Below are 23,963 nucleotides of genomic sequence, written 5' to 3' on the forward strand. Positions count from 1 at the left end.
CCGGTGACGGAATGGCGAAGGGAAGCACCCTGTTCGCGCCGAACGCCATGATCAAGCTGCACAGGCATGACCTGCCGCCCGATCTTCGCCTGGGCCCGGTCGTCGCGATCGACACCGAGACCATGGGCCTCGACCCCCGGCGTGACCGCCTCTGCCTCGTACAGCTCTCGGCCGGCGACGGCACGGCGCACTGCGTGCAGATCATCCCCCCCGCCCTGGGCGGCCGCGGCGCGGACTGCCCCCATCTCAAGGCCCTGCTGAGCGATCCCGGCACGGTCAAGCTGTTCCACTTCGCCCGCTTCGACGTCGCCATCCTGCGCGCCGCGCTCGGCGTGGAATGCGCTCCGGTGCGCTGCACCAAGATCGCCGCCAAGCTGGTCCGCACCTTCACCGACCGGCATGGGCTGAAGGATCTCTGCCGCGAGCTGCTCGGCGTCGAGATCTCCAAGCAGCAGCAATCCTCCGACTGGGGCGCGCCGGAGCTGACGCCCGAGCAGCTCGCCTATGCCGCCTCGGACGTGCTGCACCTGCACGCGCTCTGGGCCAAGCTGGAGGGGCTGCTGCGGCGGGAGGGCCGGCTGGATCTTGCCGAGGCCTGCTTCCGCTTCCTGCCGGCTCGCGGCGCGCTGGACCTGCTCGGTTATGACGAGCCCGATATCTTCGCCCACTGAGTTCACCCGCTCAGCAGGCACGGCGCGCGCTGCGCAATCGCAGCAAAAGTTTGGCATGGTTTTTGTTTGGGGGAGGCCGCCTGACGCGTTGACCCGACCCGGAGCCAGCCCCATACAGGCGGGGTGACGTCGTCCCTGCCCTTGTCCACCGCGTTCCTGGCCCTCCCGGCCGCCTTTGGCGGCAGGGCTATGCGTGGCTGGCAGACAGGCGAAGCCGGCCCGTGACCCCGTCGAATTCCCCGCGCGACAGCCTCGCGGGCCCGCGCCGTGAGCCTGGCGCGAGCCGCAGCCGGGCGCTCGAGCCCTCGCGCGCGCGGGTGGCGATGACCGCCCGCAGCCTGGCGCGGCGGCGGATCCTGGTCCGGCTGGCCCGCTGGCTGCTGCCGCTCGCCGCCCTGGCCCTGCTGGCGGCGGTGGCGCTCTGGCCGGAATTCGAGGGCGCCGAGGATCGGGGCCGCCTCGCCTTCCGCCGCGCGGCGCAGACCAGCGCCGAGGCGATGCGCATCTCCAATGCCCGCTATCAGGGGCTGGACGAGCAGAACCGCCCCTACAACGTGACCGCCGACACGGCGGTGCAGCAGGAGCAGACCGAGCTGATCGACCTGACCCGGCCGCGCGCCGACCTGCTCATGAACGATGGCGCCTGGGTGTTGCTGGAATCCCGCGAGGGCCGCTACGACAAGGCACGCAACATGCTGGACCTGAACGGTGACGTCACTCTCTGGCACGACGACGGCAGCACCTTGAGAACCGCGGCGGCGACGATCGACATCGGCGCCGGCAGCGCCGCGGGCGACCGCCCGGTGGCCGCCCAGGGGCCCTTCGGCACGCTGGTCAGCGAAGGCTTCCGCCTGCGCGACCGGGGGCAGGTGGTGCTCTTCACCGGCCAGGCCAGGGCGGTGCTGGAGGGCGGCCGGTGATGCGCCCCCTCCCCCGCTTCGCCGCCGCCCTGGTGCTGGGGGCGATGCTGGCCGGGGCCGCCGCGCCGGGGGCCGCGCGGGCCCAGTCGCTCGACCTGACCCAGGGCGGGCCGGTCGAGGTGACCGCCAGCAATGGCATCGAGTGGCGGCAGCAGGAGCAGGTGGTGATCGCGCGGGGCAATGCCCGCGCGGTGCGCGCCGGCGTGACCGTCACCGCCGATCGGCTGATCGCCCGCTACAGGCCCCGCGCCGGCCAGGCGGGAGCGACCGGCCCGGCCGCCGCGCCCGCCGCGCCGCCGGCGGCCGGCGAGACGCCGATGTCCGGCGGCGAGATCTGGCGCCTGGAGGCGGAGGGCAATGTCCGCATCGACAGCGCCACCGACCATGCCGAGGGCGACCGCGCCATCTATGACCTGGACCAGGCCGTGCTGGTCATGACCGGGCAGGCGCTGAAGCTGACCACGCCGAACGAGGTGCTGACCTCGCGCGACAGCATGGAATACTGGCCGCAGCGCCGCATGGCCGTGGCCCGCGGCGCCGCCGTGGTGGTGACGCAGGACCAGCGGCGCATCGCCGCCGACACGCTGGTCGGCTACTTCCAGGAGCAGGGCGCGGCCGCGCAGCCGGCACGGCCGGCGGCCCAGCCCGGTCAGCCGGGCCAGGGCAGCCAGCTCGAGCGCGTCGAGGCCTTCGGCAATGTCGAGATCCGCACGCCCCAGGAGGTGGTCCGGGGGGATCGCGGCGTCTATTCGGAACTGACCGGCATGGCCCGCCTGCTCGGCAGCGTGCGGATCACCCGGGGCGACAACCAGCTGAACGGCCAGGAGGCCATCGTGAACATGCGCACCGGCGTCGCGCGGCTGGTCTCGACGCCGGGCCAGCGGGTCAGGGGCCTGATCATCCCGCAGCAGGGCCAGGAGGCGCTGCAGCCCCAGGGGCAGCCCCAGGGGCAGCCGCAAGGGCAATCCCAGGGCCAGGGGGGGCGCGGCCGGTGAGCGCCTCGCTCAAGGTGATCCCCGGCCAGGGCGGGCTGGTCGCGAAGGATCTCGGCAAGCGCTACAAGAAGCGCCCCGTGGTGCGCGGCGTCTCGCTCGGCGTGCGGCGTGGCGAGGCGGTCGGGCTGCTCGGCCCGAACGGCGCCGGCAAGACCACCACCTTCTACATGATCACCGGCCTGGTTCGCCCCGACCAGGGCCAGGTCTTCATGGACGGGCACGACGTCACCCTGATGCCGATGTACCGCCGCGCGCGGATGGGCCTGGGCTACCTGCCCCAGGAAGCATCGATCTTCCGGGGCCTGTCGCTCGAGGACAATATCCGCGCCGCGCTGGAGGTGGTCGAGCCGCAGCGCGACCGGCGCGAGCAGATGCTCGACGCCCTGCTGGCGGAGTTCGGCATCGCGCACCTGCGCCGCTCCCCGGCGCTGGCGCTCTCGGGCGGCGAGCGGCGGCGCTGCGAGATCGCGCGCGCCCTGGCCACCCACCCCGCCTACATCCTGCTCGACGAGCCGCTGGCCGGCATCGACCCGATCGCGGTGGGCGAGATCCGGGACCTGGTGAAGCACCTGAAGGACCGCGGCATCGGTGTGCTGATCACCGATCACAACGTGCGCGAGACGCTCGAGATCATCGACCGGGCCTACATCCTGCACGATGGGCAGGTCCTGATGGAAGGCACGCCGCAGGACATCGTCGCCAACGAGGACGTGCGGCGCGTCTATCTCGGCGACCGGTTCAGCCTCTGACCATGTCGCCCCGCCGGCCGCGCCCGCCCGCCGCCCCGCCTCCGGCCCGGCCGATTCCGGGCTGAGCCATGGCCATCGGCCCGCGGCTGGACCTCCGCCACACCCAGTCCCTGGTGATGACGCCGCAGTTGCGGCAGGCCATCAAGCTTCTGCAATCCTCCAACATGGAGGTCATCGCCTTCGTCGAGGAGGAGCTGGAGCGCAACCCGCTGCTGGAGCGCGACGAGCGCCCCACGCCAGAGGATGCGCAGACCGCGCGCGAACCCGCCGCCGCGCCGCCGCCGGCGGACAGTTTCGAGACCGTGGCGGCCGCCACCCTGCCCGGCGAGGCCGAGGCGCCGCTCGACATCCGCGACTGGTCGAACGTCTATGACAGCGATCCGCCGGCGCGCGGCGGCCGCGCCGATTTCGACGAGGATCCGCGCGGCATCGACGAACTGGCGGTGGAGCGGCGCCGCAGCCTGCGCGAGGAGCTGGGCGAGCAGGCGCGCCTCGCCTTCGATGAGCCGCAGGACCGCAGGATCGCGGCGCAGCTCATCGCCCTGCTGCATCCCTCCGGCCGGCTGCTGGCGGAGGATGCCGCCATCGCCGCCGCGCTGGGCGCCGAGCCGGCGCGCGTCGCGGCCATCCGCGCCCGCATGCAGCGCTTCGAGCCGACCGGCATGTTCTGCCGCTCGCTCGGCGAATGCCTGGGCGTGCAGCTGGCCGAGCGCAACCGCCTCGATCCCGCCATGGCCGCCCTGCTCGAGCATCTCGACCTGCTGGCGCAGCGTGACATGCGCGGCCTGATGCGGCTCTGCGGCGTCGATGCCGAGGATCTCGCGGAGATGGTGGCCGAGATCCGGCAGCTCGACCCGAAGCCCGGCGCCGGCTTCGACGACGACCCGCCGCCGGTGGTGGTGCCCGACGTGCTGATGCGCCCGGCACAGGGCGCGCCCGGCGCGGCGGCGGACGCCGAATGGGTGCTCGAGCTGAACCCGGAGACGCTGCCGCGCCTGCTGGTCAACCGCGGCTTCCACGCGCGTGCCCAGGTGGGCGCGACGCGCGAGGAGCGCGCCTTCCTGTCGGAGAAGTTCCAGGCGGCCAACTGGCTGGTGAAGAGCCTGGAGCAGCGCGCCAACACCATCCTGAAGGTGGCGGCGGAGATCGTGCGCCGGCAGGACGCCTTCTTCCGCCTGGGCGTCGCGCATCTGCGCCCCCTGATCCTGCGTGACGTGGCCGAGGCGGTGGAGATGCACGAATCCACCGTCAGCCGCGTCACGGCCAACAAATACATCGCAACCCCGCGCGGCAATTTCGAGTTGAAGTACTTCTTCACCACCGCGATCGGCGGCATGGCGGGCGAAACTTTCAGCGCCGAGGCCATCCGTTATCGCATCCGGGCCATGGTATCGGCCGAGACGGCTGACAATATCCTCAGTGACGACGCGATCGTCGCCACGCTGCGCGGAGAAGGAGTGGACATCGCCCGCCGGACGGTGGCCAAATATCGCGAAGCGTTGCGCATTCCGTCGTCTGTGCAGCGCAAAAGGGAGAAGGCCGGCATGGTCTTCTCTCAAAACGGGAGAGGGCCGGCCCGGTCCGCCCCGGAGCGGGCGTGACCCGCCCGCGCCGCCGCCCTCCGGGACGGCCCCTTCCCCATGCAAGAAGGAGGGGTTAGCCCACCATGCATATCGTAGTGGCAGGGAAGCAGGTCGAAACCGGGGATGCCCTGAAGGTCCATGTGGCCGAGGGGCTCCAGACCGTCACCAGAAAATACTTCGACCATGCTCTGGAAGCGCATGTGACCTTTGGCAAGAATCGCGCTTTCTTCACCTGTGCGATCGATATCCACGCCGGGCGCGGGCTGTCCCTGCGCGGCGAGGGTGAGGGCGCCGATGCCCACCGTGCCTTCGATGAAGCGGCGGCGCATATCGCCAAGCGGCTGCGCCGCTACCGCCGCCGGATGAACGAGCATTCCCGCCATCTCGCGGATGAACGCCTGCCGGTCACGGCCGAGACGGCCCGCCAGGTCGTGCTGGCGCAGCCGGTGGAGGAGCCGGAGGAGCCGATCGACGCCGCCGTGCTGCTGGACGGGCTCGATGGGGAGGCCGAGGGCGAGCCGGAGGCCCTGCGCGCCGCCAGCCCCCAGGCCAATGGTCATGACGGGCAGGACCACGGCGCCATCATCGCCGAGACGCCCACCGAGATCGCGCGGCTGACCGTCAGCGAGGCGGTGATGCGCCTCGATCTCGGCCAGATGCCGGTGATGATGTTCCGCAACCGCGCCAGCGGCCAGTTGAACGTCGTCTATCGCCGGCAGGACGGCCATGTCGGCTGGATCGACCCCACCTCGACCGCCTGAACGGACGAAGCGGCGGTCCGGGTCGCGCCCCGGATCGCCGCGCCGCCGCTCAGCGGCACATCAGGACGGGGATGTCCGCGTTCTCCAGCACATGCCGCGTCACCCCGCCCAGGATCAGCTGGCGCAGGCGGGAGTGGCTGTAGGCCCCCATGCAGAGCAGGTCGGCATTGAAGTCGCGCGCCGCGCCCAGCAGGCCGGCGCCGACCTCGCGCGTCTGCGGCTTGAAGGGCTCGGCCTCGGCGGTGATGTTGTGCCATCGCAGATAGGCCTGGAGGCCTTCCGCCGTCGGGCCGCGCCGCTGGTAGTCATCGCTGTAGAGGATGCGCACCGCCTCGGCATGGTGCAGCCAGGGCAGCGCCGCCGCCACCGCGGCCGCGCTCTCCGCCGTGCCGTTCCAGGCGCAGCAGACGCGGGTGCCGATGCTGGTGGGCGCCTGGCGCGGCGCGATCAGCACCGGCCGGCCGGAATCGAAGAGCACCGCATGCAGCGCGTCGGAGGAGGAGACATCCTCATCCGCCTCGGGATGCGGGACCACCGCCATGTCGTAGAGGCGCGACTGCTGGGCGACGATGTCCTCCTCGCGGCCGGCGATGGATTCGAAGGAGAGCGTCGGGCCATCGGCCTTCAGCGCGCTCTCGGCCGAGAGCGCGATGGTGACGTCGCGGCCCTGCACGAACTTCTCGAACAGCGCGCGGACCCGGCCGGCGCGCTCGCCGCTCTCCCGCTCGGTCGCGGCCATCATCTCCTCGATCATGGCGCCCGAGAGCCCCTCACCCGCCAGGGGCGCGACGTCGCGGGCATCGACGCGGACATGCAGGCAATGCACATGCGCGTTCCACATGCGCGCCACCATCAGGGCGGTGCTCAGCGCCGCCTCACCGGCGGCGGTTCCCGTCAGCGGCAGCAGCAGCCGGCGATAGGCCATGGAAGGATCTCCTTCAGTCCAGGCCCCCGGAGGCCGGGGGACGTGCAGAATAGCACGGACGCCGCGCCAAGTCCCCGCTCGCGCGCGGCGGGCGCCGGAGGCCGATCCGGCCCGGATGGCTCAGAACAGCGGCGGCAGCACCACCTCGCCGCCACCGGCCGCGACCCTGGTCCAGTCGAGCGGCCCGGGGTCCCGGCGCGCGGCGCGCTCCAGCACCGCCAGGTCGGCATCCGAGGCATCGCCGCGCCGCGCCGCCACGCGCGCCCGCAGCACCGGCAGCGGGGCCTCGAGCCAGATCCCGCGGAAGGGCACCCCGGCCCGCACCGCCGCCGCCGCGATGCCGGCCCGCAGCGCCGGGTCGAGGAAGGCGGCATCGGCGATCACCGCGTGCCCGGCGCGCGCCGCCGTCTCGGCCGCGGCGAAAAGCTCGTCATGGACGGCGGCGCTGACCTCCGGCGCATAGGCCCCGGGCGGCAGCCGGACCTCGGGCGCGACACCATGGCGCCGCTTGCGGATCTCGTCGCTGCGCAGGATCAGCGCGCCGGGCATGGCCCCGAGGTCCGGCGCCACGCGCCGCGCCAGATGCGACTTGCCGCTGCCCGGCAGGCCGCCGATCGCCAGGATCCCGCCGGGCGCCGGGCGCAGCGCCGCCTGGGCCAGGTCCAGCAGGCCGAGACCCTCGCCGAGCCGCCCGCCCCCGGCCGCCGCCTGGACATGGGCGCGGATCATCGCCCGCATCGAGATCCAGAAGGGAAGCCCCGCCACCAGGCCGGCATCGCCGCGGCGCGCGACGTAGCGGTTGAGCACGCGGTTGGCGGCGCCCGCCCCCAGCCGGAAGCCCAGGTCCATCAGCAGGAAGGCCAGGTCGTAGCCGGTGTCGATGGTGGCCAGGACCTCGTCGAACTCCAGCGCGTCGAAGGCCGCCGGCCGCCCCCGCCAGAGCAGCAGGTTGCCGAGATGCAGGTCGCCATGGCAGCGCCGCACCGCGCCGGCGGCGGCGCGGGCCGCCAGCGCCGGGGCGCGCCGTGCCAGCTCGGTCCGCGCGGCGGCCTCCCAGGCGGCGACGCGCTCCGGCGGCAGTCCGGCCGCCCGGGCCGCCGCCACGTTGCCGTCGAGCACCGCCGCCATCCGCCCCGGCGAATCCCATCCCGCGACCGGCGGCAGGGCGGCGTGCAGCGCGGCCACCGCATCGCCCAGCGCGTCCTGCAGGGCGTCATCGAGCCCGCCCCGCCGCGCCACGGCGTCGAGGAAATCCCCTGACGGCACCGGCGCCATCTCCACCACCCAGTCCACCACCTCCCCCTCGTCCGGGGCGCCGCCCAGGACGAGGCCGCCGGCCCGCCGCACCACCGGCAGCACGGCACGGTAGAGGCCGGGCGCCGCGGCGGCGTTCAGCTCCAGCTCGCGGCGGCAGAAGCACTCGCGCGCGGCCAGCGGCGTGAAGTCGAGGAAGCCGAGCGAGACCGCCTTCTTGAGCTTCAGCACCCGGTCGCGGCCGATGAAGACGGCGGAGATATGCGTCTCCAGCGGCGCGGCGCCGGTCAGGCGGGAGAGCTGCGCCATCACCTCGCGCTGCGGGAAGGGGATGCTCATCGGCCAGGTCTCACGGGGCGCGCGCGGCGGCCGGACGCCGGCTCAGGGCGCCAGGATCTCGACCCGCCAGCCGCCCTCCGGCCGGGCCTGGAAGACGCGACGGTCGTGCAGGCGGAAGGGCTGGTCGTGCCAGAATTCGATGCGCGTGGGGATGACCCGGAAGCCGCCCCAGTAGGGCGGCCGGGGGATTTCCTCCCCGGGGTAACGGGCCTCGGCCTCGCGCAACCCGGCCTCCAGCTCCTCGCGGCCGGAGAGCGGGCGCGACTGCCGCGAGGCCCAGGCGCCGAGGCGGGAGATGCGGGCGCGGGAGGCGTAGTACTCGTCCGATTCCGCCTCGCCGGTGTGCTCCACCCGCCCCTCCACCCGCACCTGCCGGCGCAGCGACTTCCAGTGGAACAGCAGTGCGGCGTGGGGATTGGCCGCCAGCTCGACACCCTTGCGGCTCTCGCGGTTGGTGAAGAAAACGAAGCCGCGGGCATCGAGGCCCTTCAGCAGCACCATGCGGGCGGAGGGCAGGCCATCCGGCGTGGCGGTGGCCAGCGTCATGGCATTGGGATCGTTCGGCTCGGCCGCCCTCGCTTCGTCCAGCCAGGCGGCGAAAACCGCGAAGGGATCGGCCGCGGGATCGGTGAACGAAACGGATACGGACATGCGGCTCCCCCTTGCCCAGGCCTCGGGGGTGTGCCACCAGGGCCAGACCCTTGCAACGGGGGATGCCCCCACTCCCGCAGCCCTGCCCTGCAACCCCGATCGAAGCGGTCCTGCCCCAGATGGAATCTGCCGCCCCTCAAGCGACTCCTGCCAACGGCCCTCCCCAGGGCCAGCTGATGTCCGGCAAGCGCGGCCTGATCATGGGCGTGGCGAACGACAAGTCCATCGCCTGGGGCATCGCCCGCGCCGTGGCGGCACAGGGCGCCGAGCTGGCCTTCACCTATCAGGGCGAGGCGCTGGAGAAGCGCGTCCGCCCCCTGGCCGCCAGTGTCGGCAGCGACCTCGTCCTGCCCTGCGACGTGGCGGATGATGCGAATATCGACGCCGCCTTCGCCGCGATCGAGGCGCGCTGGGGCCGGCTCGACTTCCTGGTCCACGCCATCGGCTTCGCCGACAAGCAGTTCCTGCGCGGCCGCTACATGGACACGCCGCGCGACGCCTTCCTGCAGGCGCTGGACATCTCCTGCTATTCCTTCGTCTCGGTCAGCCGCCGTGCCGCGGCGCTGATGGCGGAAGGCGGCAGCCTGCTCACCCTCACCTATCTCGGTGCCGAGCGGGTGACGCCGCATTACAACGTCATGGGCGTGGCCAAGGCGGCGCTGGAGGCCAGCGTGCGCTACATGGCGGTCGATGTCGGGGGCCGGGGCATCCGGGTGAACGCCATCTCCGCCGGACCGATCAAGACCCTGGCGGCGAGCGGGATCGGCGATTTCCGCTACATCCTGAAATGGAACCAGTACAACGCGCCGCTGAAGCGCAACACGACGATCGAGGATGTCGGCGGCGCCGGCGTCTACCTGCTGTCCGATCTCGGCGCCGGCGTCACCGGCGAGGTGCTGCATGTCGACAGCGGCTATCACGTGGTCGGCATGAAGGCCGAGGACGCGCCCGACATCACCGTCGCCTGAGGGAACGCGGCACGCCAACCCTTCGCGGCCCGAACCGTTGACCCTCCCGGAGGGCGGCCAGCCGGCCGCCGCAGCACCAGGAGAAGCCGATGGACCGGAAGAAGCCCGATCCCGCGCCGCCCGAGCCCGCCAGCGGCAGCGTCGAGAACCCGATCCCGCCGGGCGAGGCGCAACCCGGCGACGCCAATGAGCTGGGCTCCAACCTGGGCGGTCCCGTGGACGTCTTTCCCGGCAAGCCGCGCAAGCCTCGGCAATCGGGCGAGTAGGGCCGCGCGGGGCGGACCCTCCGCCACCGTCTGAGCGGCGGCATCTTCTCGGCCGGGTCCCGATCCCGCATAACCGGCGGCTTCCCGCCAACTGCCGGTGTCCCTACCCATGTCGCACAACAGCTTCGGCCATCTCTTCCGCGTCACGAGCTGGGGCGAGAGCCATGGTCCGGCGATCGGCGGCGTGGTGGATGGCTGCCCGCCCGGCCTGCCGCTGAGCGAGGCCGATATCCAGCCCTTCCTCGACCGCCGCCGCCCCGGCCAGTCGAAGTTCGTCACCCAGCGGCAGGAGGCGGATCAGGTCCGCATTCTCTCCGGCGTCTTCGAGGGGCTGACCACCGGCACGCCGATCAGCCTGCTGATCGAGAACACCGATCAGCGCAGCAAGGATTACGGCGAGATCCGCGACCGCTTCCGGCCGGGCCATGCCGACCTCGCCTACCACCTCAAATACGGCGTGCGGGACTATCGCGGCGGCGGCCGCGCCTCGGCGCGGGAGACGGCGGTGCGCGTCGCCGCCGGGGCCATCGCCCGCAAGGTGCTGGGGTCCGGAGTGAGCATCCGGGGCGCGTTGGTGGGCCTGGGGCCGCTCGGCATCGACCGCGCCCGCTTCGACTGGGCCGAGGTCGGGCGCAACCCCTTCTTCTGCCCCGATCCGGCCGCCGTGCCCCTGTGGGAGGAGAAGCTCTCCGCCGTCCGCAAGGCCGGCAGCAGCCTGGGCGCGATGATCGAGGTGGTGGCCGAGGGGCTGCCGCCGGGCCTCGGCGCGCCGCTCTACGGCAAGCTCGATGCCGAGATCGCGGCGGCGCTGATGAGCATCAACGCGGTGAAGGGCGTCGAGATCGGCGAGGGCTTCGCCAGCGCCGCGCTGGATGGCGAGGCGAATGCGGACGAGATGCGCATGGGCGCGGACGGCGAGGTGGCGTTTCTCTCCAACCATGCCGGCGGCATCCTGGGCGGCATTTCCACCGGCCAGCCCGTCGTCGCCCGCTTCGCCGTCAAGCCGACCTCGTCGATCCTGACGCCGCGCCGCTCGGTGGACCGGTTCGGGGAGGAGGTGGAGGTGCTGACGAAGGGCCGGCACGATCCCTGCGTCGGCATCCGCGCCGTGCCGGTGGGCGAGGCCATGCTGGCCTGCGTCCTGGCCGACCACCTGCTGCGCCACCGCGCGCAGAATCCCGACGCGCCCGGCCGCCCCCGCCTGCCGCGCAACTAGGGCGGGCTCCTCCCGGCGCCACCCGGGCCCGCCGCTCACAATCGCGTGCGCGGGGCGGCCGGCGGTCTGCTCCCTGTCCTCCGGGTGCCGTCCGGGACGTTACCATCCGGCCAGATCAACAGACCGGAATCCCATCGATGCCGCTTGCCGCCGCCCTGACCGACGCGGTGATCGCCGAGGCGGGCCAGCATCCGGAGGCGACCGCCGCCGAACTCTGCCGGGATCTGCGGGACCTGGCTGGCGCCGAACACTGGTCCCGACGCATGGCGGATCTGGCCGGGCTGGCCCGCCCGCGCTCCTGGACGGCCCGCGCGGCGCAGCGACGGCACGCGCTGGAACTGCTCCTGGACCGTCTCTCCGGCCCCGGTGAGGCCCCCGCTCCGAACCAGGCGGAGCAGGCGGTCCTCGCCCTGGCACGCGAGGCGGTGCGGCTGGCCGACAGCCTGCCCAGGGCCGCGCGGGGCCGCCTGCGCGACCGGCTGCTGGCCGGCCTGGCCGGCGAGGCCACGCTGATCCCCCTGTTCCACCTGCTGCGCGAGGCGGGGCGGCAGCGCGCGCGCGGCTTCGAGGTGCGCTTCTCCGGCCTGATCGACGGGACGCCGCACGACCTGCTGCTGCGGCGTGACGGCGCCGAGGCGGAACTCGCCTGCCTCACCCTCTCGGCCGAGGCCGGGCAGCCGGTGCAGCATGGCCATTGGTGCGCCCTGATGGACGGCATCAACCCGGACCTGCAGACCTGGCTGGCGGCGCATCCCGGCCGCTACCTGCTGAAGATGACCCTGCCCTCGGGGCTGCGCGGGCCGGAGGACGTGGCCGGCCTGCAGCGGCAGGTCAGCGCCCTGCTGGCGGCGCAGAAACGGCAGGACCATTCCGAAGCGGCGGTGCTGAAGCTCGACCCGCTGGTCCTGGCCGGCGCCCGGGCCAGCGCGCAGGGGCTGCCGGAGCGGCTGCGCAGCCTCTTCGGCCCGGAGGCGCATCTGGCCGTCACCGCCGATCCCGGCGGCGGCAGCGTCTTCGTCATGGCCGCCCGGGCGGGGCAGGAGGACGGCGTGGCCGCCGCCGCCGCCGCCGCCCTGGAGCGTGCCGTGGCCGAGCGGCTGGAAGGCCGCCGCCCGGGCATCCTGGCGCTCTTCCTGGACGATATCGAGCGGCATCGCTGGCTGGAGCTGCGGCAGAGCCTGGCGCTGGAGAGCGCGGTCCGGCGGATCTTCACCCGGCCCGATGTCAGCGCCCGCCTGGTCGCCGCCAGTTGCGCCACCCGGATGGAGCTGTTCGGGCCGTCGCGGCCGGATGAGGAGGATGAGGGGGAACTCCGCTTCCGCAACCCGGCGCATCTCGCCGCCCGCTGCGAGGCGCTGCTGCCGGCCATCCGCTCCACCGTCTAGAATTCCGTCGATTCCTCACCCAGCTGACAGCATCGTGAGCGCCGCCGCGGGCCGCGCGGAAAAGTTTTGTCGCAGTGCTGACACTTTTGGAGGCATGCTGCGTTGCAGAAGTCCCGTAACAGCCGCGCCCCAGGATCAAGGCCCGATGTCGGAACGTGACATGGATGCCAAGCTGGCGGAGCTTGACCGCCTGCTGAACGACCCCGAGGTCCAGATGGACCCGCATCGGGTATGGTCGCTGTTGCAGGAGATTTCCGGCGCGCAGAAGGGCAAGACCGCCCGGGCCGCGGCCTAGAGCAGATCCCGATCCGGTGGAATCACCGGAGCGGGCGAAGATGCTCGCAGAGACAAATGGCCGAATCGTTTGCCGTGAGCCGGTGCGAACGGCAGACGCTCGAGAAGGGCAGCGCAGGACGCGGCCTCACGCGTCCCGGCGCGCCGCGATCAGGAACTCACGGTTTCCCTCCGGGCCCAGGATGGGACTCGGCTCCACGCCCAGTACCCGCCAGCCCGGCAGGCCCTCCCACCAGCCCCGTACCCGGTCGCAGACCTCCTGGTGCACCGCCGGGTCCCGCACCACGCCGCCTTTGCCGACCTTCTCCGGCCCGGCCTCGAACTGCGGCTTGATCAGCGCCACCGCCCAGGCCTCCGGCGCCGCCAGGCCGAGCGCCGCCGGCAGCACGGTGGACAGGCCGATGAAGCTGGCGTCGCAGACCACGATTCCCGGCGCCTCCGGCACCAGCCCGGCGTCGAGTCGCCGGGCATTGGTCTTCTCCAGCACCACGACGCGCGGGTCGCTGCGCAGCTTCCAGGCCAGCTGGCCGTGCCCGACATCGACCGCGTAGACCCGTGCCGCGCCGCCCTGCAGCAGCACGTCCGTGAAGCCGCCGGTCGAGGCGCCGACATCGACCGCGACGCGCCCGGCGGGGTCGAGCGCGAAATGGGACAGGGCATGGGCCAGCTTCATGCCGCCGCGGCTGACCCAGGGGTGCTCCTGCCCCTTCACCTCCAGCGGCGTGTCCTCCGCCACCGGCTGGCCCGGCTTGTCGATCCGCCGCGTCTGCGAGAACACCTTGCCCGCCATGATCAGCGCCTGCGCCCGGGCGCGCGATTCGACCAGCCCGCGCTCGACCAGGGCGACGTCGGCTCGCTGCTTCGGCATGATGGCTTCCTCTCCTGGCCGGCGCGCGCCCGGCCGCGGCGCGCTTCCGGGAATCTCCGGCGGAGGGGGTTTCCGACGGGACGGCGCGTCAGGCAAGCTTCACCTCGCGAAACTGCCATTGGGCGATCCGGCGGATGCTCCATAGTGTCCCCGGGCGTCGCTGCCCGTCAGGACCGCCCACCGGAACGCCCCTTGGGACGCCTACTGGGAACGCCCACTGGGGACGCCCACTGGGGACGCCTACTGGGGACGCCTACTGGGGACGAAGGATACCGCATGCGTGTCTTGCTGGCCCAACCGAGAGGATTCTGCGCGGGGGTCGTCCGCGCCATCGACATTGTCGAGCGCGCGCTGGAGCGCTTCGGGGCGCCGGTCTATGTGCGGCATGAGATCGTGCACAACCGGCACGTGGTCGAGGACCTGCGGCGCAAGGGCGCGGTCTTCGTGGACAGCCTCGACGCGGTGCCGGACGGCGCCGTCACCATCTTCAGCGCCCATGGCGTCGCCCGTTCGGTCACCGCGGCGGCGGCGGCGCGCGGCCTGCCGGTGCTGGACGCGACCTGCCCGCTGGTCGCCAAGGTGCATGTCCAGGCGCGGCGCTACCTGGCCCTGGGGCGGGTGGTCGTGCTGATCGGCCATGCCGGCCATGCCGAGGTGGAGGGCACGCTCGGGCAGGCCGGGGCGGGGGAGCGCATCCACCTGGTGCAGGACGCCGGCGAGGCGGCGCGGCTCGATCTGCCGCGCGACACGCCGCTCGCCTATGTTACCCAGACTACGCTGAGCGTCGATGACACGCGCGGCATCATCGAGGTGCTCGCCGCCCGCTTCCCGCGGCTGGAAGGCCCGGACGTGAGCGACATCTGCTATGCCACGCAGCATCGGCAGAGCGCGGTCCGGGATCTCTGCCGCGAGATCGACCTGCTGCTGGTCGTCGGCAGCCCGAGCAGTTCCAATTCCAACCGGCTGCGCGAGATCGGCCTGGAGCTGGGCCTGCCCAGCCACCTCCTGCCCGACGGCGCGGCGCTCGACCCGGCCTGGCTGGAGGGCGTGGCGACGGTGGGGCTGACCGCTGGCGCCTCGGCGCCGGAGGCGCAGGTGCTGGATGTGCTGGACGCGTTGCGCCGCCATGTCGAGGTTGAAGTCGTGCCGATGTCTGGTATCCGTGAGGATGTCGAGTTCCGTCTGCCCTCCGCGTTGCGGAAGCCGGCTGGGGCGGCGCCGGGACGGTCGGCCCCGCCCGTGACCGGTCCGCCCGTGACCGGCCCGCGGGTCCGGCCGGACGTCCGGTGAGCCGGACGGGCCGGCAGGACACTGAAATCAGCCCCTGGCGTCCCGGCCTGCCAATCGCCGGTTCGCGCCGAAGGAGAGAGTCTTTGGGAATTCCACTGCGTCAGGCCGCCCGGATCGGCACCTACCTGATGCGCCAGCACCTCTCGGGCCGCAGGCGCTACCCGCTGGTGCTGATGCTGGAGCCGCTGTTCCGCTGCAACCTCGCCTGTGCCGGCTGCGGCAAGATCGACTATCCGGCCGAGATCCTGAACCAGCGCCTCTCCTACGAGGACTGCATGCAGGCGATCGACGAATGCGGCGCGCCCGTCGTCTCCATCGCCGGCGGCGAGCCGCTGCTGCACAAGGAGATGCCGCAGATCGTGCGCGGCTTCCTGGAGCGGAAGAAGTTCGTCATCCTGTGCACCAACGCGCTGCTGCTGGCCAAGAAGATCGACGACTACGAGCCCAGCGAGGCCTTCACCTGGTCCATCCACCTGGATGGCAACGAGGCGATGCACGACAAGTCGGTCTGCCAGGCGGGCGTCTACGACAAGGCCGTGGAAGCGATCCGGCTGGCGAAGTCGAAGGGCTTCCAGGTCAGCATCAACTGCACGCTCTTCAACGACGCCGACCCGGCCGAGACGGCTGCCTTCTTCGACGAGATGACGGCGCTGGGGCTGAACGGCATCACCGTCTCGCCCGGCTACGCCTATGAGCGCGCGCCGGACCAGCAGCACTTCCTGAACCGGCAGAAGACCAAGGAGCTGTTCCGCGGCATCCTGGCGCGCGGCCGCGGCGGCAAGGCCTGGCCCTTCACCCAGTCGCGCATGTTCCTGAACTTCCTGGCCGGCAACGAGAGCTACCACTGCACGCCCTGGGGCAACCCGACGCGCACCGTCTTCGGCTGGCAGAAGCCCTGCTACCTGCTGGGCGAGGGCTATGCCGCGACCTTCCGGGAGCTGATGGAGGACACGGCCTGGGACAGGTACGGCGTCGGCAACTACGAGAAATGCGCCGACTGCATGGTCCATTCCGGCTTCGAGGCCTCGGCGGTCAAGCACATGGTGACCAATCCGGTGAAGGCGCTGGCGGTGACGCTGGGCGGCATCCGCACCGAGGGGCCGATGGCGGCCGACATCCCGATCGACCACCAGCGCCCGGCCGAATACGTCTTCTCCGGCCATGTCGAGCGCAAGCTGGCCGAGATCCGCACCACGCGGCCGGCGGCGGGCGGCAACCGCCCGCGCGTCACGCGCCGCGCCGCCTCAGGGGATGCCTCAGGGGCTGGGGAAGCCGGCGGCGAGGCCGGCGCCGGCCCGGCGGTGGCCGCGCAGTAGCGCGCGGAAGGCGCGCTCCGCCTCCCAGCCGGTGCGGATCAGCGCCGGCAGCTGCCACGGCGCGGCGGCGAGGGCGCGCAGCACAGCCGGCAGGTCGGTCCCGCCATCCGGCCGCATCCCGACCCGCGCCGCCGGCGGCAGGCTCCGCCCGGCCGCGTCCGACACCACCCGCGCCACCGCCAGCGGCAGGCCATGTCGCGCCGCGACCCGCGCCGCGACATGCGATTCCATGTCCACCGCCAGCGCGCCGGTCGCCGCATGCAGCGCGGCCTTCTCCGCCGCCTCGGCCACCATGGCGTCCCGCCCCAGCACCATCCCCGCCACCGCCCCGGGCAGCCGGCCCAGCAGCCGGTCGGCCCAGGCGGGGTCGGTCCCCGTCTCCCGCGCCGCCTCGCGCACCGCCCGGCCCACCACCCAGTCGCCCGGCGCCAGACCCGGCGCCAGCGCGCCGGCGATGCCGATGCTGATGACGCCGCCCGCCGCCGCCGCCCCGCGTTCCGCCGCCGCCTCCAGTGCCACCGCGTCGCCGCCGCCGGTCAGGACGAGGTGGCCGGGCGCCGCCAGGATGCGCGCCTCACGCCGCAGGCCGGTGAGGATGAGCAGGGTCATGGCGGTCAGGGATGCGCGGGCGCGCCCCTACATGCCCTGCGCCACGCGCCGCGTGTTGCTGCCGCGCAGGTTGCGGTAGCGCGCCAGGGCCCAGAGGGGGAAGAACTTCGGGTAGCCGTGGTAGCGCAGGTAGAAGACCCGCGGAAAGCCGCCGCCGGTGTAGCTCTCCTCCGGCCAGAGCCCGCCGGCGTCGCGGTTCCGCTGCAGCCAGCCGATGCCGCGCGCCACCGCCGGATCGTCCACCCGCCCCGCCGCCATCAGGCCCAGCAGGGCCCAGGCCGTCTGCGAGGCCGCCGAGGGCGCCGGCTCGTAGCCCCGATAGTCCAGCCTGTAGCTGCGGCAATCCTCGCCCCAGCCGCCATCCGGATTCTGGATGGCGGCCAGCCAGTCCGCCGCGCGCCGCACGGGCGCGGCCTCCGGCGCCAGGCCGGCGGCGTTCAGGGCGCAGAGCGCCGACCAGGTGCCGTAGATGTAGTTCACGCCCCAGCGCCCGAACCAGCTGCCATCCGCCTCCTGCTCGCCCTCCAGGCAGGCCAGGGCGGCGCGCATCCGCGGGCTGTCGGCCGGCTCGCCGAGTTGCGCCAGCATGCTGACGCAGCGGGCGGTGACATCGGCCGTGGGCGGGTCGAGCAGGGCGCCGTGGTCGGCGAAGGGGATGTTGTTCAGGTGGTGGTGCGTGTTGTCGGCATCGAAGGCGCCCCAGCCGCCATTGCGGCTCTGCAGCCCCGCCGTCCACTCGACGGCGCGCTCGATCGCCGTGTCATGCGCCGCCGTGCCGTCCCGCCGGCGGGCCCGGTCGAGCGCCATGACGACCACGGCGGTGTCGTCGAGGTCGGGATAATGGGCGTTGCGGTACTGGAAGGCCCAGCCGCCGGGCCGGACCCCCGGCCTCCGCTCGGCCCAGTCCCCCCTCACCTCCAGCTCCTGCAGCGGCTTCAGCCAGGCGAGGCCCCGCGTGGCGGCGGCCTCGGCGGCCGGGCCGCCGACCTCCATCAGCGCGTGGCTGGCCAGGGCGGTGTCCCAGACCGGCGAGACGCAGGGCTGGCAATAGGCCTCCTCCCCGCGGATCACGAGCAGCTTCTCGATGGCGCGGCGGGCGGTGGCGCGCTCGGGGTGCTCCGGCGGATAGCCCAGCGCGTCGTACATCATCACCGCGTTGGCCATGGCGGGGTAGATGGCGCCCAGCCCGTCCTCGCCGTTCAGTCGCTCGCGCACGAAGTCCAGGCAGCGGGCGATGGCCCGGCGGCGCAGCACCCGGGGCCAGAGCGGCTCGGCCGAGCGCAGCGCGCGGTCGAGCCCGTTGAAGAACAGCGCCCAGCCCCGGTGCTGGTGCTCCGCCACCCAGCGCCGCGCCGCCCGCCCCTCGGCGAAGAGCTCCGGCACATGCACGCCGCGGGGATTGCGCGCCTTCCGGCGCAGCGCCGCCAGCACCAGCAGCGGCGCGACGACGGTGCGCGCCCAGTAGGACATGCGCGAGAGGTGAACCGGGAACCAGCGTGGCGCCAGGATCAGCTCGACCGGCATGACCGGCACGCGCGACCACGGGATCTCGCCGTACTGCGCCAGCAGGATATGGGTGAAGACATTGCTGGCCCCGGCGCCCCCGGCGGCGAGGATCGCCGCGCGCGCGCGCGCCATGTGCGGCGCCTCCGGGCTGTCGCCGATCATCTTCAGGCAGAAATAGGCCTTCACCGAGGCGCTGACATCGAACGCCCCGCCATGGAACAGCGGCCAGCCGCCATCCTCGCCCTGGATGCGGCGAAGGTAGTTGCCGATGCGGCGCTCGAGATCACGATCCTCCGCCTCGCCGAGGTAGTGGCGCAGCAGGACGTACTCCGAGGGGATGGTGGCATCGGCCTCCAGCTCGAAGATCCAGTGGCCATCGGCGCGCTGCTGCCGCAGCAGGGCCTCCGCCGCGTCCTGGATCTCCGCCTCCAGCGCATCCGGCTCCCGGGCGGCGGCACATGCAAAGACGGCGTCGTTCATGGTGCCGCCATTCTCCGCCCCTGTGCGCCGCCGGGCAAGCGGCGAAGCCCACGCCTGGCGATCAAGCCCGGGTCATTCCGCACGCGTCACCGCATCAGCCAGCAGCGCGCCACCAGCGCGAGCAGGCGCGGCTTGCCGATGCGGACGCGGCGGCGCGGCGGCGCCCAGCCGGCGGCGCGCATGTCCCGCAGCAGGGCGCTGTAGACCGCCTGCATCAGCCGCGGCGCCAGCAGCCGGCCGCGCGGGCGGCCGCGCAGCAGCCGGTCGGCGGCGGCGAAATACGCTTCGGCGCGCCCGGCGAGGACGCGGCAAGCGGCCTCCACCCGGGCATCGGCGAGCACCGTGGCGGGGTCGTCCGACTCGATACCCGCCTGCCGCAGAAGCTCGGCCGGCAGGTAGAGGCGGCCGATGGCGGCGTCCTCGTCGAGGTCGCGCAGGATATTGGTGAGCTGCAGCGCCCGGCCGAGATCCCGCGCCAGGGCCAGGCCCGGCGCCTCCTCCATGCCGAAGACGCGGGTGGAGAGGCGGCCGACGGCGCTGGCCACGCGGTCGCAGTAGAGGTCGAGCGTGGCCTCGTCCGGGGCGCGGAGATCGGCCTCGACATCCATCGCCATGCCATCGATCACCGCCAGGAAGTCGGCCTGCCGCAGCCCGAAGTCGCGCACCGCCGGGGTCAGGAAGGCGGCGCGCCCCGCCGGCGCCCCTGCGTAGAGCGCCGCCAGATCGGCGCGCCAGCGGTCGAGCTCCCTGGCGCGGAGGGCGCGCGGGCGGGTGCCGTCATCGGCGATGTCGTCCACCTGCCGGCAGAAGGCGTAGATGGCGAACATCGCCTCGCGCTCGCGCCGGGGCATCAGCCGCATGGCGGCGTAGAAGGAGCTGCCGCTGACCTGGGCGCGCAACGCCTCGGCCTCCGGCACCGCCTGCAGCGGCAGGGCACCGCCCCCGGCGCTCATTCGGGCCGCGCCCGCGGGCCGGGGAGGGCGGGGCCCAGCCGCCGCGCCAGGCGCCCCGCCAGCACGCCGAGCGCGCCACGGGCGGCGAGGGCCGCGGCCTCGGCCTTGCGGTGATGCACCCGCTCGCCCAGCGGATCGCGCCGCCGCAGCCGCGCGGCCAGATCCTCCGCCAGGGTCTGGATGACACCCACCTCCAGCGCCAGCCGCCGGTCGGCGATGCCGGCGGCGAAGCCGCGCGCGCCGGCCAGCAGGCCCTGCGCGCGCTCCGCCAGCCCGGCGAGGGCCAGGCGCAGCGCCGGGCTGGCCTGGGCCAGCGCGAGATCCCCGACCGGCGCGCCCGCCGCCGCCAGGGCATCGGCCGGCAGGTAGACGCGGTCCAGCGTCCGGTAATCCTTGCCGCAATCCTGCAGGTGGTTGATGACCTGGAGCGCGGCGCAGAGCGCGTCGTTGGCCGGCCAGAGGTGGCGCGACTCGCCGTGCAGATCGAGCACGAAGCGCCCGACGGGCGCGGCGGACCAGCGGCAGTAGTCCATCAGCTCCGCCCAGTCCGCGTAGCGCCGCTGCGTCACGTCGCGGCGGAAGGCCACCAGCAGATCCAGCGCGTGCTGCGGGGAGAGGCCGCGCGGCGCCAGCGCCCGCCGCAGCGCCGCGCCCTCGGGGCTCGCGGCCTCCTCGCCCCTCAGCCCGGCCTCCATCCGCGCCAGCGCGGCGAGCTTCTCCGCCTCCCCCGCCTCCGGGTGGTCGGCGATGTCGTCGGCGGCGCGGGCGAAGCGGTAGAAGGCCAGGATCGCCGGGCGCAGCTCCGGCCGCACCAGCCGGGAGGCGACGGGGAAGTTCTCGTCCCCGCTGCCCTTGCCCGAGGCGAAGTCGCCGCCGCCGCTCATGCCCGCCCCGCCATGGCCTGCGCCCGCCCCTTCCACAGGCCGCCCCGGCCGCGCCAGACGTCGATCGCCGATCGCAGGGTGAAGAGCGCGTAGGCGGCGCCGATCGCCGGCAGGGCCAGGCCCCAGAGCGGCGAGACGCGGTAGAAGCGCAGCATCGGCTGGAAGGCGAGGGCCATGAGCAGCCAGGCGGCCAGGCCCAGCAGGCGGGGCAGCCCCGCCCCGGCCAGCGCCAGCAGCGGCGGCGCCAGATAGGTGAGCACCATGCCGAGCAGCGTAGCCGCCAGCAGCCAAGGCGAATAGCCGAGTTGGGCATAGGCCGAGCGCGATACCATCCGCCCGATCTCGCCGATGCCGCCATAGGGGCGGAGGCTGCGCGCGCGGTCGGTCAGGCCGAGCCAGATGGGCCCCTGCCGCTTCAGCGCCCGGCCGAGCGCGCAGTCGTCGATGATCTCGCCCCGGATGGCGGCGATGCCGCCCGCGCGCTCCAGCGCCTCGCGCCGCACCAGCATGCAGCCGCCCGCCGCCGCCGCCACCCGGCCGGGCCGCGAGACCCATTCGAAGGGGTAGAGCATCTGGAAGAAGAAGACGAAGGCCGGGATCAGGAAGCGCTCGGCCGGGGTGACGCAGGACAGCCGCGCCATCAGCGACACCAGGCTCAACCCGTCCCGCTCCGCCCGCGCCACCAGGGCGCGCAGCGTGTCGGGCGCATGGCCGATATCGGCATCGGTCAGCCAGAGATAGCGCGGCGCCTCCCCGGTCTCCGCGATGCCCCTCATGACGCCCTGGGCGATTCCCTGGTGCTGGGCCCAGATCTTGCCGGTCCAGCCCGGCGGCGGCGGCGCGCCCCCGATCAGGACGAGCCGCTCCGGCCGGGGCGTGGCCGCCGCCGCCTGCCGCGCCACCGCCGCCGTGCCGTCGCTGCTGCCGTCATCGACCAGCACCACCCGGAACGGTCCCGGGTAGTCCTGCCGCAGCAGGCCCGCCACCGCGCGCGCGATGACATCCGCCTCGTCCCGCGCCGGCACCACGGCGACAACCCCGGGCCAGGAGGCGGGCGGCGGCGCGGCGGCGCCACGGTCGTCGCGCTGACGCGCCCGCCAGAAGCCGCCGCGCGCCAGCAGCAGCCCGATCCAGATCGCCAGGCTCAGCAGGCCGAGGAGGAGGGCGGGGCTCATGCGAGGTAGCCGGCGGCGCGGAACCAGGCCAGGGCATCGGCCACGCCCTGCCGCCACGGGCGATGGCGGTAGCCCAGCTCCCGCTCCGCCCGGGCCGAGGTGAAGAACATGCGGTGGCGCGACATGCGCAGCCCGTCCAGGGTCAGCAGCGGCTCCCGGCCGGTCAGCCGCGCCATGGCCTCGGCGCCGAGGGCCAGCGGGTAGAGCGGCGCGCGCGGCAGGCCGATGCGCGGCGCACGCCGCCCGGTGAGGCCGGCGACGCCCGCCAGGAACTCGCGCAGCGACAGGTTCTCGCCGCCCAGGATGTAGCGCTCGCCGATCCGCCCCCGCTCCAGCGCCAGCACGTGCCCCTCGGCGATATCGTCGACATGGGCGAAGTTCAGCCCGGTGTCCACGAAGGCGGGAATGCGCCCGCGCGCGGCGTCGAGGATGATGCGGCCGGTCGGCGTCGGCCGGATGTCGCGCGGCCCGATCGGCGTGGAGGGATTGACGATGACCGCCGGCAGGCCGTCCCGCGCCACCATGGTCTCGACCAGCCGCTCGGCCAGGGTCTTGCTGCGCTTGTAGGCGCCGATCGCCTCCTCCGGCCGGAGCGGCGCCGTCTCGTCCACCGGCGCGGCCGCGCCCGCCACCTTCAGCGCCGCCACGCTGCTGGTATGGACGATCCGCTCCACGCCCGCCGCCAGCGCCATCCGCATCAGGTGGCCGGTGCCCTCGACATTGGCGCGCAGGATCTCCGCCGGGTCGCGTGCCCAGAGGCGGTAGTCGGCGGCGACATGGAACAGGTGGCGCACGCCGCGCAGCGCCGCGGCGAGGGAGGCCGGATCGCCCAGGTCGCCCAGCACCACCTCGCAATCGACCTGATCGAGATTGGCCCGCGGGCTGCCGGGGCGGGCCAGGACGCGGGGCCGGACGCCCCGCGCGGCCACCGCGCGCAGCACCGCCGAGCCGAGGAAGCCGGTCGCCCCGGTGACCAGCACCGTGTCGCCGGGCGCGAGAAGAATGGGGTTGGCAGGGTTGGGCGCGGGGGGGGCATGCATCGTGTCGGACCTCCGGCGCCTTCAGGGCCTTCGCCGCCGCGGGCGGGTCGCCCCCCGGTCGCCCCTTGGCGGCGCGAGGCGCGACAGGACCTCTAAACGGCATGCCACCGCTTTCGTCAATCGAGCCGCCCGGCTTGCGGCCGCCGGCCGGCCGCGCCACCTGGGCGGGAACCCACCCGACCGCCGGAAGGATCGCCCATGCCGCGCCGCGCCCCGCCGATGTCTCCCGGCCCCGCCCCTGGCCGCCGGGGGCTGCTGGCCGCCGCGCCGGGCCTGGCCCTGGCCCTGGCCCTGGCCCCGCCCCTGGCCCGGCCGGCCCTGGCGCAGGGAGGATCGCCGGCGGCGGTGGTCGAGCGCTATCACGCCGCCCTGCTGGAGGTGATGCGGCAGGCCGACCGGCTGGGCCCGCGGGGCCGCCAGGCCCGGCTGAAGCCGGCGATGGAGGCGGCCTTCGACCTGCCGGCGATGACCCGCATCGCCATCGGGCCGGGCTGGAGCCGCATGACCCCGGCGCAGCAGGCGGCGCTGACCGAGGCCTTCTCGGACTGGTCGGTGGCGACCTATGCCAGCCGCTTCAACGGCTGGTCGGGCGAAAGCTTCTCGGTCCTGGGCGAGAGCGCGCTGCGCAATGGCGACCGCATGCTGCGCACCCGCATCGACCGCCCGCGCGAGGCGCCGGTGGAGCTGGGCTACCTGATGCGCGAATCCGGCGGCGGCTGGCGCATCGTCGATGTCTATCTCACCGGCAGCATCAGCGAGCTGGCCTCCCGCCGCTCGGAATTCGGCGCCCTGCTGGCCGAGGGCGGACCCGACCGGCTGGCGGCGGAGCTGCGCGCCCGCACGGCGCGGATGCTGGGCGGGTAGA

General features: G+C 73.6%; 24 protein-coding genes. 14 read left to right on the forward strand and 10 right to left on the reverse strand.

Annotated features, from left to right (window positions below):
- The first annotated feature begins 11 nt into the window (after window positions 1–11).
- The 6 genes from ACF3NH_RS05020 (at window position 12) to hpf (ending at window position 5,679) form a co-directional block, all read left to right on the forward strand.
- The gene (locus tag ACF3NH_RS05020; RefSeq protein WP_422922069.1) at window positions 12–671 is read left to right on the forward strand and encodes a ribonuclease D; all 660 of its coding nucleotides are present in this window, start codon (window positions 12–14) and stop codon (window positions 669–671) included.
- Between the two features lie 221 nt (window positions 672–892).
- A complete protein-coding gene (gene lptC, locus ACF3NH_RS05025; RefSeq protein WP_370592061.1) occupies window positions 893–1,591 on the forward strand; it encodes an LPS export ABC transporter periplasmic protein LptC in 699 nt (232 codons plus the stop codon).
- Window positions 1,591–2,586: an LptA/OstA family protein gene (locus tag ACF3NH_RS05030; RefSeq protein ID WP_422922070.1), complete on the forward strand. Its 996-nt coding sequence runs from the start codon at window positions 1,591–1,593 to the stop codon at window positions 2,584–2,586. The genes lptC and ACF3NH_RS05030 overlap by 1 nt, the downstream gene beginning before the upstream one ends.
- A complete protein-coding gene (gene lptB, locus ACF3NH_RS05035) occupies window positions 2,583–3,335 on the forward strand; it encodes an LPS export ABC transporter ATP-binding protein (RefSeq protein WP_198367591.1) in 753 nt (250 codons plus the stop codon). Before ACF3NH_RS05030 ends, lptB begins: the two co-directional genes overlap by 4 nt.
- Window positions 3,336–3,403: 68 nt before the next feature.
- Window positions 3,404–4,936: an RNA polymerase factor sigma-54 gene (gene rpoN / locus ACF3NH_RS05040; RefSeq protein ID WP_422922071.1), complete on the forward strand. Its 1,533-nt coding sequence runs from the start codon at window positions 3,404–3,406 to the stop codon at window positions 4,934–4,936.
- Window positions 4,937–5,001: 65 nt separating this feature from the next.
- Window positions 5,002–5,679, forward strand: coding sequence for a ribosome hibernation-promoting factor, HPF/YfiA family (hpf, locus tag ACF3NH_RS05045; RefSeq protein WP_198367593.1), 678 nt, complete (start codon window positions 5,002–5,004; stop codon window positions 5,677–5,679).
- Between the two features lie 49 nt (window positions 5,680–5,728).
- Here the strand turns inward: hpf and ACF3NH_RS05050 are convergent, their stop codons facing one another.
- From ACF3NH_RS05050 to pdxH, 3 genes are all read right to left on the reverse strand, one after another.
- The gene (locus tag ACF3NH_RS05050) at window positions 5,729–6,604 is read right to left on the reverse strand and encodes a universal stress protein (RefSeq protein WP_198367594.1); all 876 of its coding nucleotides are present in this window, start codon (window positions 6,602–6,604) and stop codon (window positions 5,729–5,731) included.
- A gap of 120 nt (window positions 6,605–6,724) precedes the next feature.
- The gene (locus ACF3NH_RS05055) at window positions 6,725–8,197 is read right to left on the reverse strand and encodes a bifunctional aminoglycoside phosphotransferase/ATP-binding protein (RefSeq protein WP_422922072.1); all 1,473 of its coding nucleotides are present in this window, start codon (window positions 8,195–8,197) and stop codon (window positions 6,725–6,727) included.
- Between the two features lie 42 nt (window positions 8,198–8,239).
- Window positions 8,240–8,848: a pyridoxamine 5'-phosphate oxidase gene (pdxH, locus tag ACF3NH_RS05060; protein WP_198367596.1), complete on the reverse strand. Its 609-nt coding sequence runs from the start codon at window positions 8,846–8,848 to the stop codon at window positions 8,240–8,242.
- 119 nt (window positions 8,849–8,967) lie between these two features.
- Between pdxH and fabI the strand changes: the two genes are divergently transcribed.
- The 5 genes from fabI (at window position 8,968) to ACF3NH_RS05085 (ending at window position 12,978) form a co-directional block, all read left to right on the forward strand.
- Window positions 8,968–9,816: an enoyl-ACP reductase FabI gene (gene fabI, locus ACF3NH_RS05065; RefSeq protein ID WP_198367597.1), complete on the forward strand. Its 849-nt coding sequence runs from the start codon at window positions 8,968–8,970 to the stop codon at window positions 9,814–9,816.
- 89 nt (window positions 9,817–9,905) lie between these two features.
- Complete coding sequence (locus tag ACF3NH_RS05070) at window positions 9,906–10,082, forward strand: hypothetical protein (RefSeq protein ID WP_198367598.1); 177 nt, start codon at window positions 9,906–9,908, stop codon at window positions 10,080–10,082.
- A gap of 109 nt (window positions 10,083–10,191) precedes the next feature.
- Window positions 10,192–11,298 (forward strand): chorismate synthase, encoded by a 1,107-nt coding sequence (aroC, locus tag ACF3NH_RS05075; protein ID WP_198367599.1) that lies wholly within the window; start codon window positions 10,192–10,194, stop codon window positions 11,296–11,298.
- Window positions 11,299–11,435: 137 nt separating this feature from the next.
- A complete protein-coding gene (locus tag ACF3NH_RS05080) occupies window positions 11,436–12,683 on the forward strand; it encodes a hypothetical protein (protein ID WP_198367600.1) in 1,248 nt (415 codons plus the stop codon).
- A gap of 145 nt (window positions 12,684–12,828) precedes the next feature.
- On the forward strand, window positions 12,829–12,978 hold the full coding sequence (locus ACF3NH_RS05085; protein WP_198367601.1) for a peptide chain release factor 1: 150 nt from the start codon (window positions 12,829–12,831) through the stop codon (window positions 12,976–12,978).
- Between the two features lie 126 nt (window positions 12,979–13,104).
- Here the strand turns inward: ACF3NH_RS05085 and ACF3NH_RS05090 are convergent, their stop codons facing one another.
- A complete protein-coding gene (locus ACF3NH_RS05090; protein WP_198367602.1) occupies window positions 13,105–13,845 on the reverse strand; it encodes a TlyA family RNA methyltransferase in 741 nt (246 codons plus the stop codon).
- 276 nt (window positions 13,846–14,121) lie between these two features.
- Here ACF3NH_RS05090 and ispH point away from each other — a divergent pair, with 276 nt between their 5' ends.
- The gene (gene ispH, locus ACF3NH_RS05095) at window positions 14,122–15,135 is read left to right on the forward strand and encodes a 4-hydroxy-3-methylbut-2-enyl diphosphate reductase (protein ID WP_198367603.1); all 1,014 of its coding nucleotides are present in this window, start codon (window positions 14,122–14,124) and stop codon (window positions 15,133–15,135) included.
- Window positions 15,136–15,218: 83 nt separating this feature from the next.
- Window positions 15,219–16,451: an adenosyl-hopene transferase HpnH gene (gene hpnH / locus ACF3NH_RS05100; RefSeq protein WP_198367604.1), complete on the forward strand. Its 1,233-nt coding sequence runs from the start codon at window positions 15,219–15,221 to the stop codon at window positions 16,449–16,451.
- Here hpnH and ACF3NH_RS05105 read toward each other — a convergent pair.
- The 6 genes from ACF3NH_RS05105 to hpnA all read right to left on the reverse strand — a co-directional run bounded on the left by ACF3NH_RS05105 (window position 16,392) and on the right by hpnA (window position 23,098).
- Window positions 16,392–17,060 (reverse strand): phosphorylase family protein, encoded by a 669-nt coding sequence (locus tag ACF3NH_RS05105; protein WP_422922073.1) that lies wholly within the window; start codon window positions 17,058–17,060, stop codon window positions 16,392–16,394. The genes hpnH and ACF3NH_RS05105 overlap by 60 nt on opposite strands.
- A gap of 27 nt (window positions 17,061–17,087) precedes the next feature.
- Window positions 17,088–19,046: a squalene--hopene cyclase gene (gene shc / locus ACF3NH_RS05110; protein ID WP_198367606.1), complete on the reverse strand. Its 1,959-nt coding sequence runs from the start codon at window positions 19,044–19,046 to the stop codon at window positions 17,088–17,090.
- Window positions 19,047–19,132: 86 nt separating this feature from the next.
- Window positions 19,133–19,999, reverse strand: coding sequence for a presqualene diphosphate synthase HpnD (gene hpnD / locus ACF3NH_RS05115; RefSeq protein ID WP_422922074.1), 867 nt, complete (start codon window positions 19,997–19,999; stop codon window positions 19,133–19,135).
- On the reverse strand, window positions 19,996–20,883 hold the full coding sequence (hpnC, locus tag ACF3NH_RS05120; protein WP_422922075.1) for a squalene synthase HpnC: 888 nt from the start codon (window positions 20,881–20,883) through the stop codon (window positions 19,996–19,998). Before hpnC ends, hpnD begins: the two co-directional genes overlap by 4 nt.
- Entirely contained in the window at window positions 20,880–22,058 is a 1,179-nt protein-coding gene (locus ACF3NH_RS05125) for a glycosyltransferase (protein WP_422922076.1), read from the reverse strand. The genes hpnC and ACF3NH_RS05125 overlap by 4 nt, the downstream gene beginning before the upstream one ends.
- A complete protein-coding gene (gene hpnA, locus ACF3NH_RS05130; RefSeq protein WP_422922077.1) occupies window positions 22,055–23,098 on the reverse strand; it encodes a hopanoid-associated sugar epimerase in 1,044 nt (347 codons plus the stop codon). The genes ACF3NH_RS05125 and hpnA overlap by 4 nt, the downstream gene beginning before the upstream one ends.
- Before the next feature lie 198 nt (window positions 23,099–23,296).
- Here hpnA and ACF3NH_RS05135 point away from each other — a divergent pair, with 198 nt between their 5' ends.
- Window positions 23,297–23,962 carry an ABC transporter substrate-binding protein gene (locus tag ACF3NH_RS05135; protein WP_422922078.1) on the forward strand — a complete coding sequence of 222 codons (666 nt, stop codon included), beginning with the start codon at window positions 23,297–23,299 and terminating at the stop codon, window positions 23,960–23,962.
- Window position 23,963 lies beyond the last annotated feature (1 nt).

Origin of the sequence: Pseudoroseomonas sp. WGS1072, assembly GCF_049340465.1 — a bacterium.
GTDB lineage: Bacteria > Pseudomonadota > Alphaproteobacteria > Acetobacterales > Acetobacteraceae > Pseudoroseomonas.

Coding starts and splice junctions, on each gene's coding strand:
- ACF3NH_RS05020 (WP_422922069.1), top strand. CDS start 12: ATGGCGAAGGGAAGCACCCTGTTCGCGCCGAACGCCATGATCAAGCTG.
- ACF3NH_RS05030 (WP_422922070.1), top strand. CDS start 1,591: ATGCGCCCCCTCCCCCGCTTCGCCGCCGCCCTGGTGCTGGGGGCGATG.
- rpoN (WP_422922071.1), top strand. CDS start 3,404: ATGGCCATCGGCCCGCGGCTGGACCTCCGCCACACCCAGTCCCTGGTG.
- hpf (WP_198367593.1), top strand. CDS start 5,002: ATGCATATCGTAGTGGCAGGGAAGCAGGTCGAAACCGGGGATGCCCTG.
- ACF3NH_RS05050 (WP_198367594.1), bottom strand. CDS start 6,604: ATGGCCTATCGCCGGCTGCTGCTGCCGCTGACGGGAACCGCCGCCGGT.
- ACF3NH_RS05055 (WP_422922072.1), bottom strand. CDS start 8,197: ATGAGCATCCCCTTCCCGCAGCGCGAGGTGATGGCGCAGCTCTCCCGC.
- pdxH (WP_198367596.1), bottom strand. CDS start 8,848: ATGTCCGTATCCGTTTCGTTCACCGATCCCGCGGCCGATCCCTTCGCG.
- fabI (WP_198367597.1), top strand. CDS start 8,968: ATGGAATCTGCCGCCCCTCAAGCGACTCCTGCCAACGGCCCTCCCCAG.
- ACF3NH_RS05070 (WP_198367598.1), top strand. CDS start 9,906: ATGGACCGGAAGAAGCCCGATCCCGCGCCGCCCGAGCCCGCCAGCGGC.
- aroC (WP_198367599.1), top strand. CDS start 10,192: ATGTCGCACAACAGCTTCGGCCATCTCTTCCGCGTCACGAGCTGGGGC.
- ACF3NH_RS05080 (WP_198367600.1), top strand. CDS start 11,436: ATGCCGCTTGCCGCCGCCCTGACCGACGCGGTGATCGCCGAGGCGGGC.
- ACF3NH_RS05085 (WP_198367601.1), top strand. CDS start 12,829: ATGTCGGAACGTGACATGGATGCCAAGCTGGCGGAGCTTGACCGCCTG.
- ACF3NH_RS05090 (WP_198367602.1), bottom strand. CDS start 13,845: ATGCCGAAGCAGCGAGCCGACGTCGCCCTGGTCGAGCGCGGGCTGGTC.
- ispH (WP_198367603.1), top strand. CDS start 14,122: ATGCGTGTCTTGCTGGCCCAACCGAGAGGATTCTGCGCGGGGGTCGTC.
- ACF3NH_RS05105 (WP_422922073.1), bottom strand. CDS start 17,060: ATGACCCTGCTCATCCTCACCGGCCTGCGGCGTGAGGCGCGCATCCTG.
- shc (WP_198367606.1), bottom strand. CDS start 19,046: ATGAACGACGCCGTCTTTGCATGTGCCGCCGCCCGGGAGCCGGATGCG.
- hpnD (WP_422922074.1), bottom strand. CDS start 19,999: ATGAGCGCCGGGGGCGGTGCCCTGCCGCTGCAGGCGGTGCCGGAGGCC.
- hpnC (WP_422922075.1), bottom strand. CDS start 20,883: ATGAGCGGCGGCGGCGACTTCGCCTCGGGCAAGGGCAGCGGGGACGAG.
- ACF3NH_RS05125 (WP_422922076.1), bottom strand. CDS start 22,058: ATGAGCCCCGCCCTCCTCCTCGGCCTGCTGAGCCTGGCGATCTGGATC.
- hpnA (WP_422922077.1), bottom strand. CDS start 23,098: ATGCATGCCCCCCCCGCGCCCAACCCTGCCAACCCCATTCTTCTCGCG.
- ACF3NH_RS05135 (WP_422922078.1), top strand. CDS start 23,297: ATGCCGCGCCGCGCCCCGCCGATGTCTCCCGGCCCCGCCCCTGGCCGC.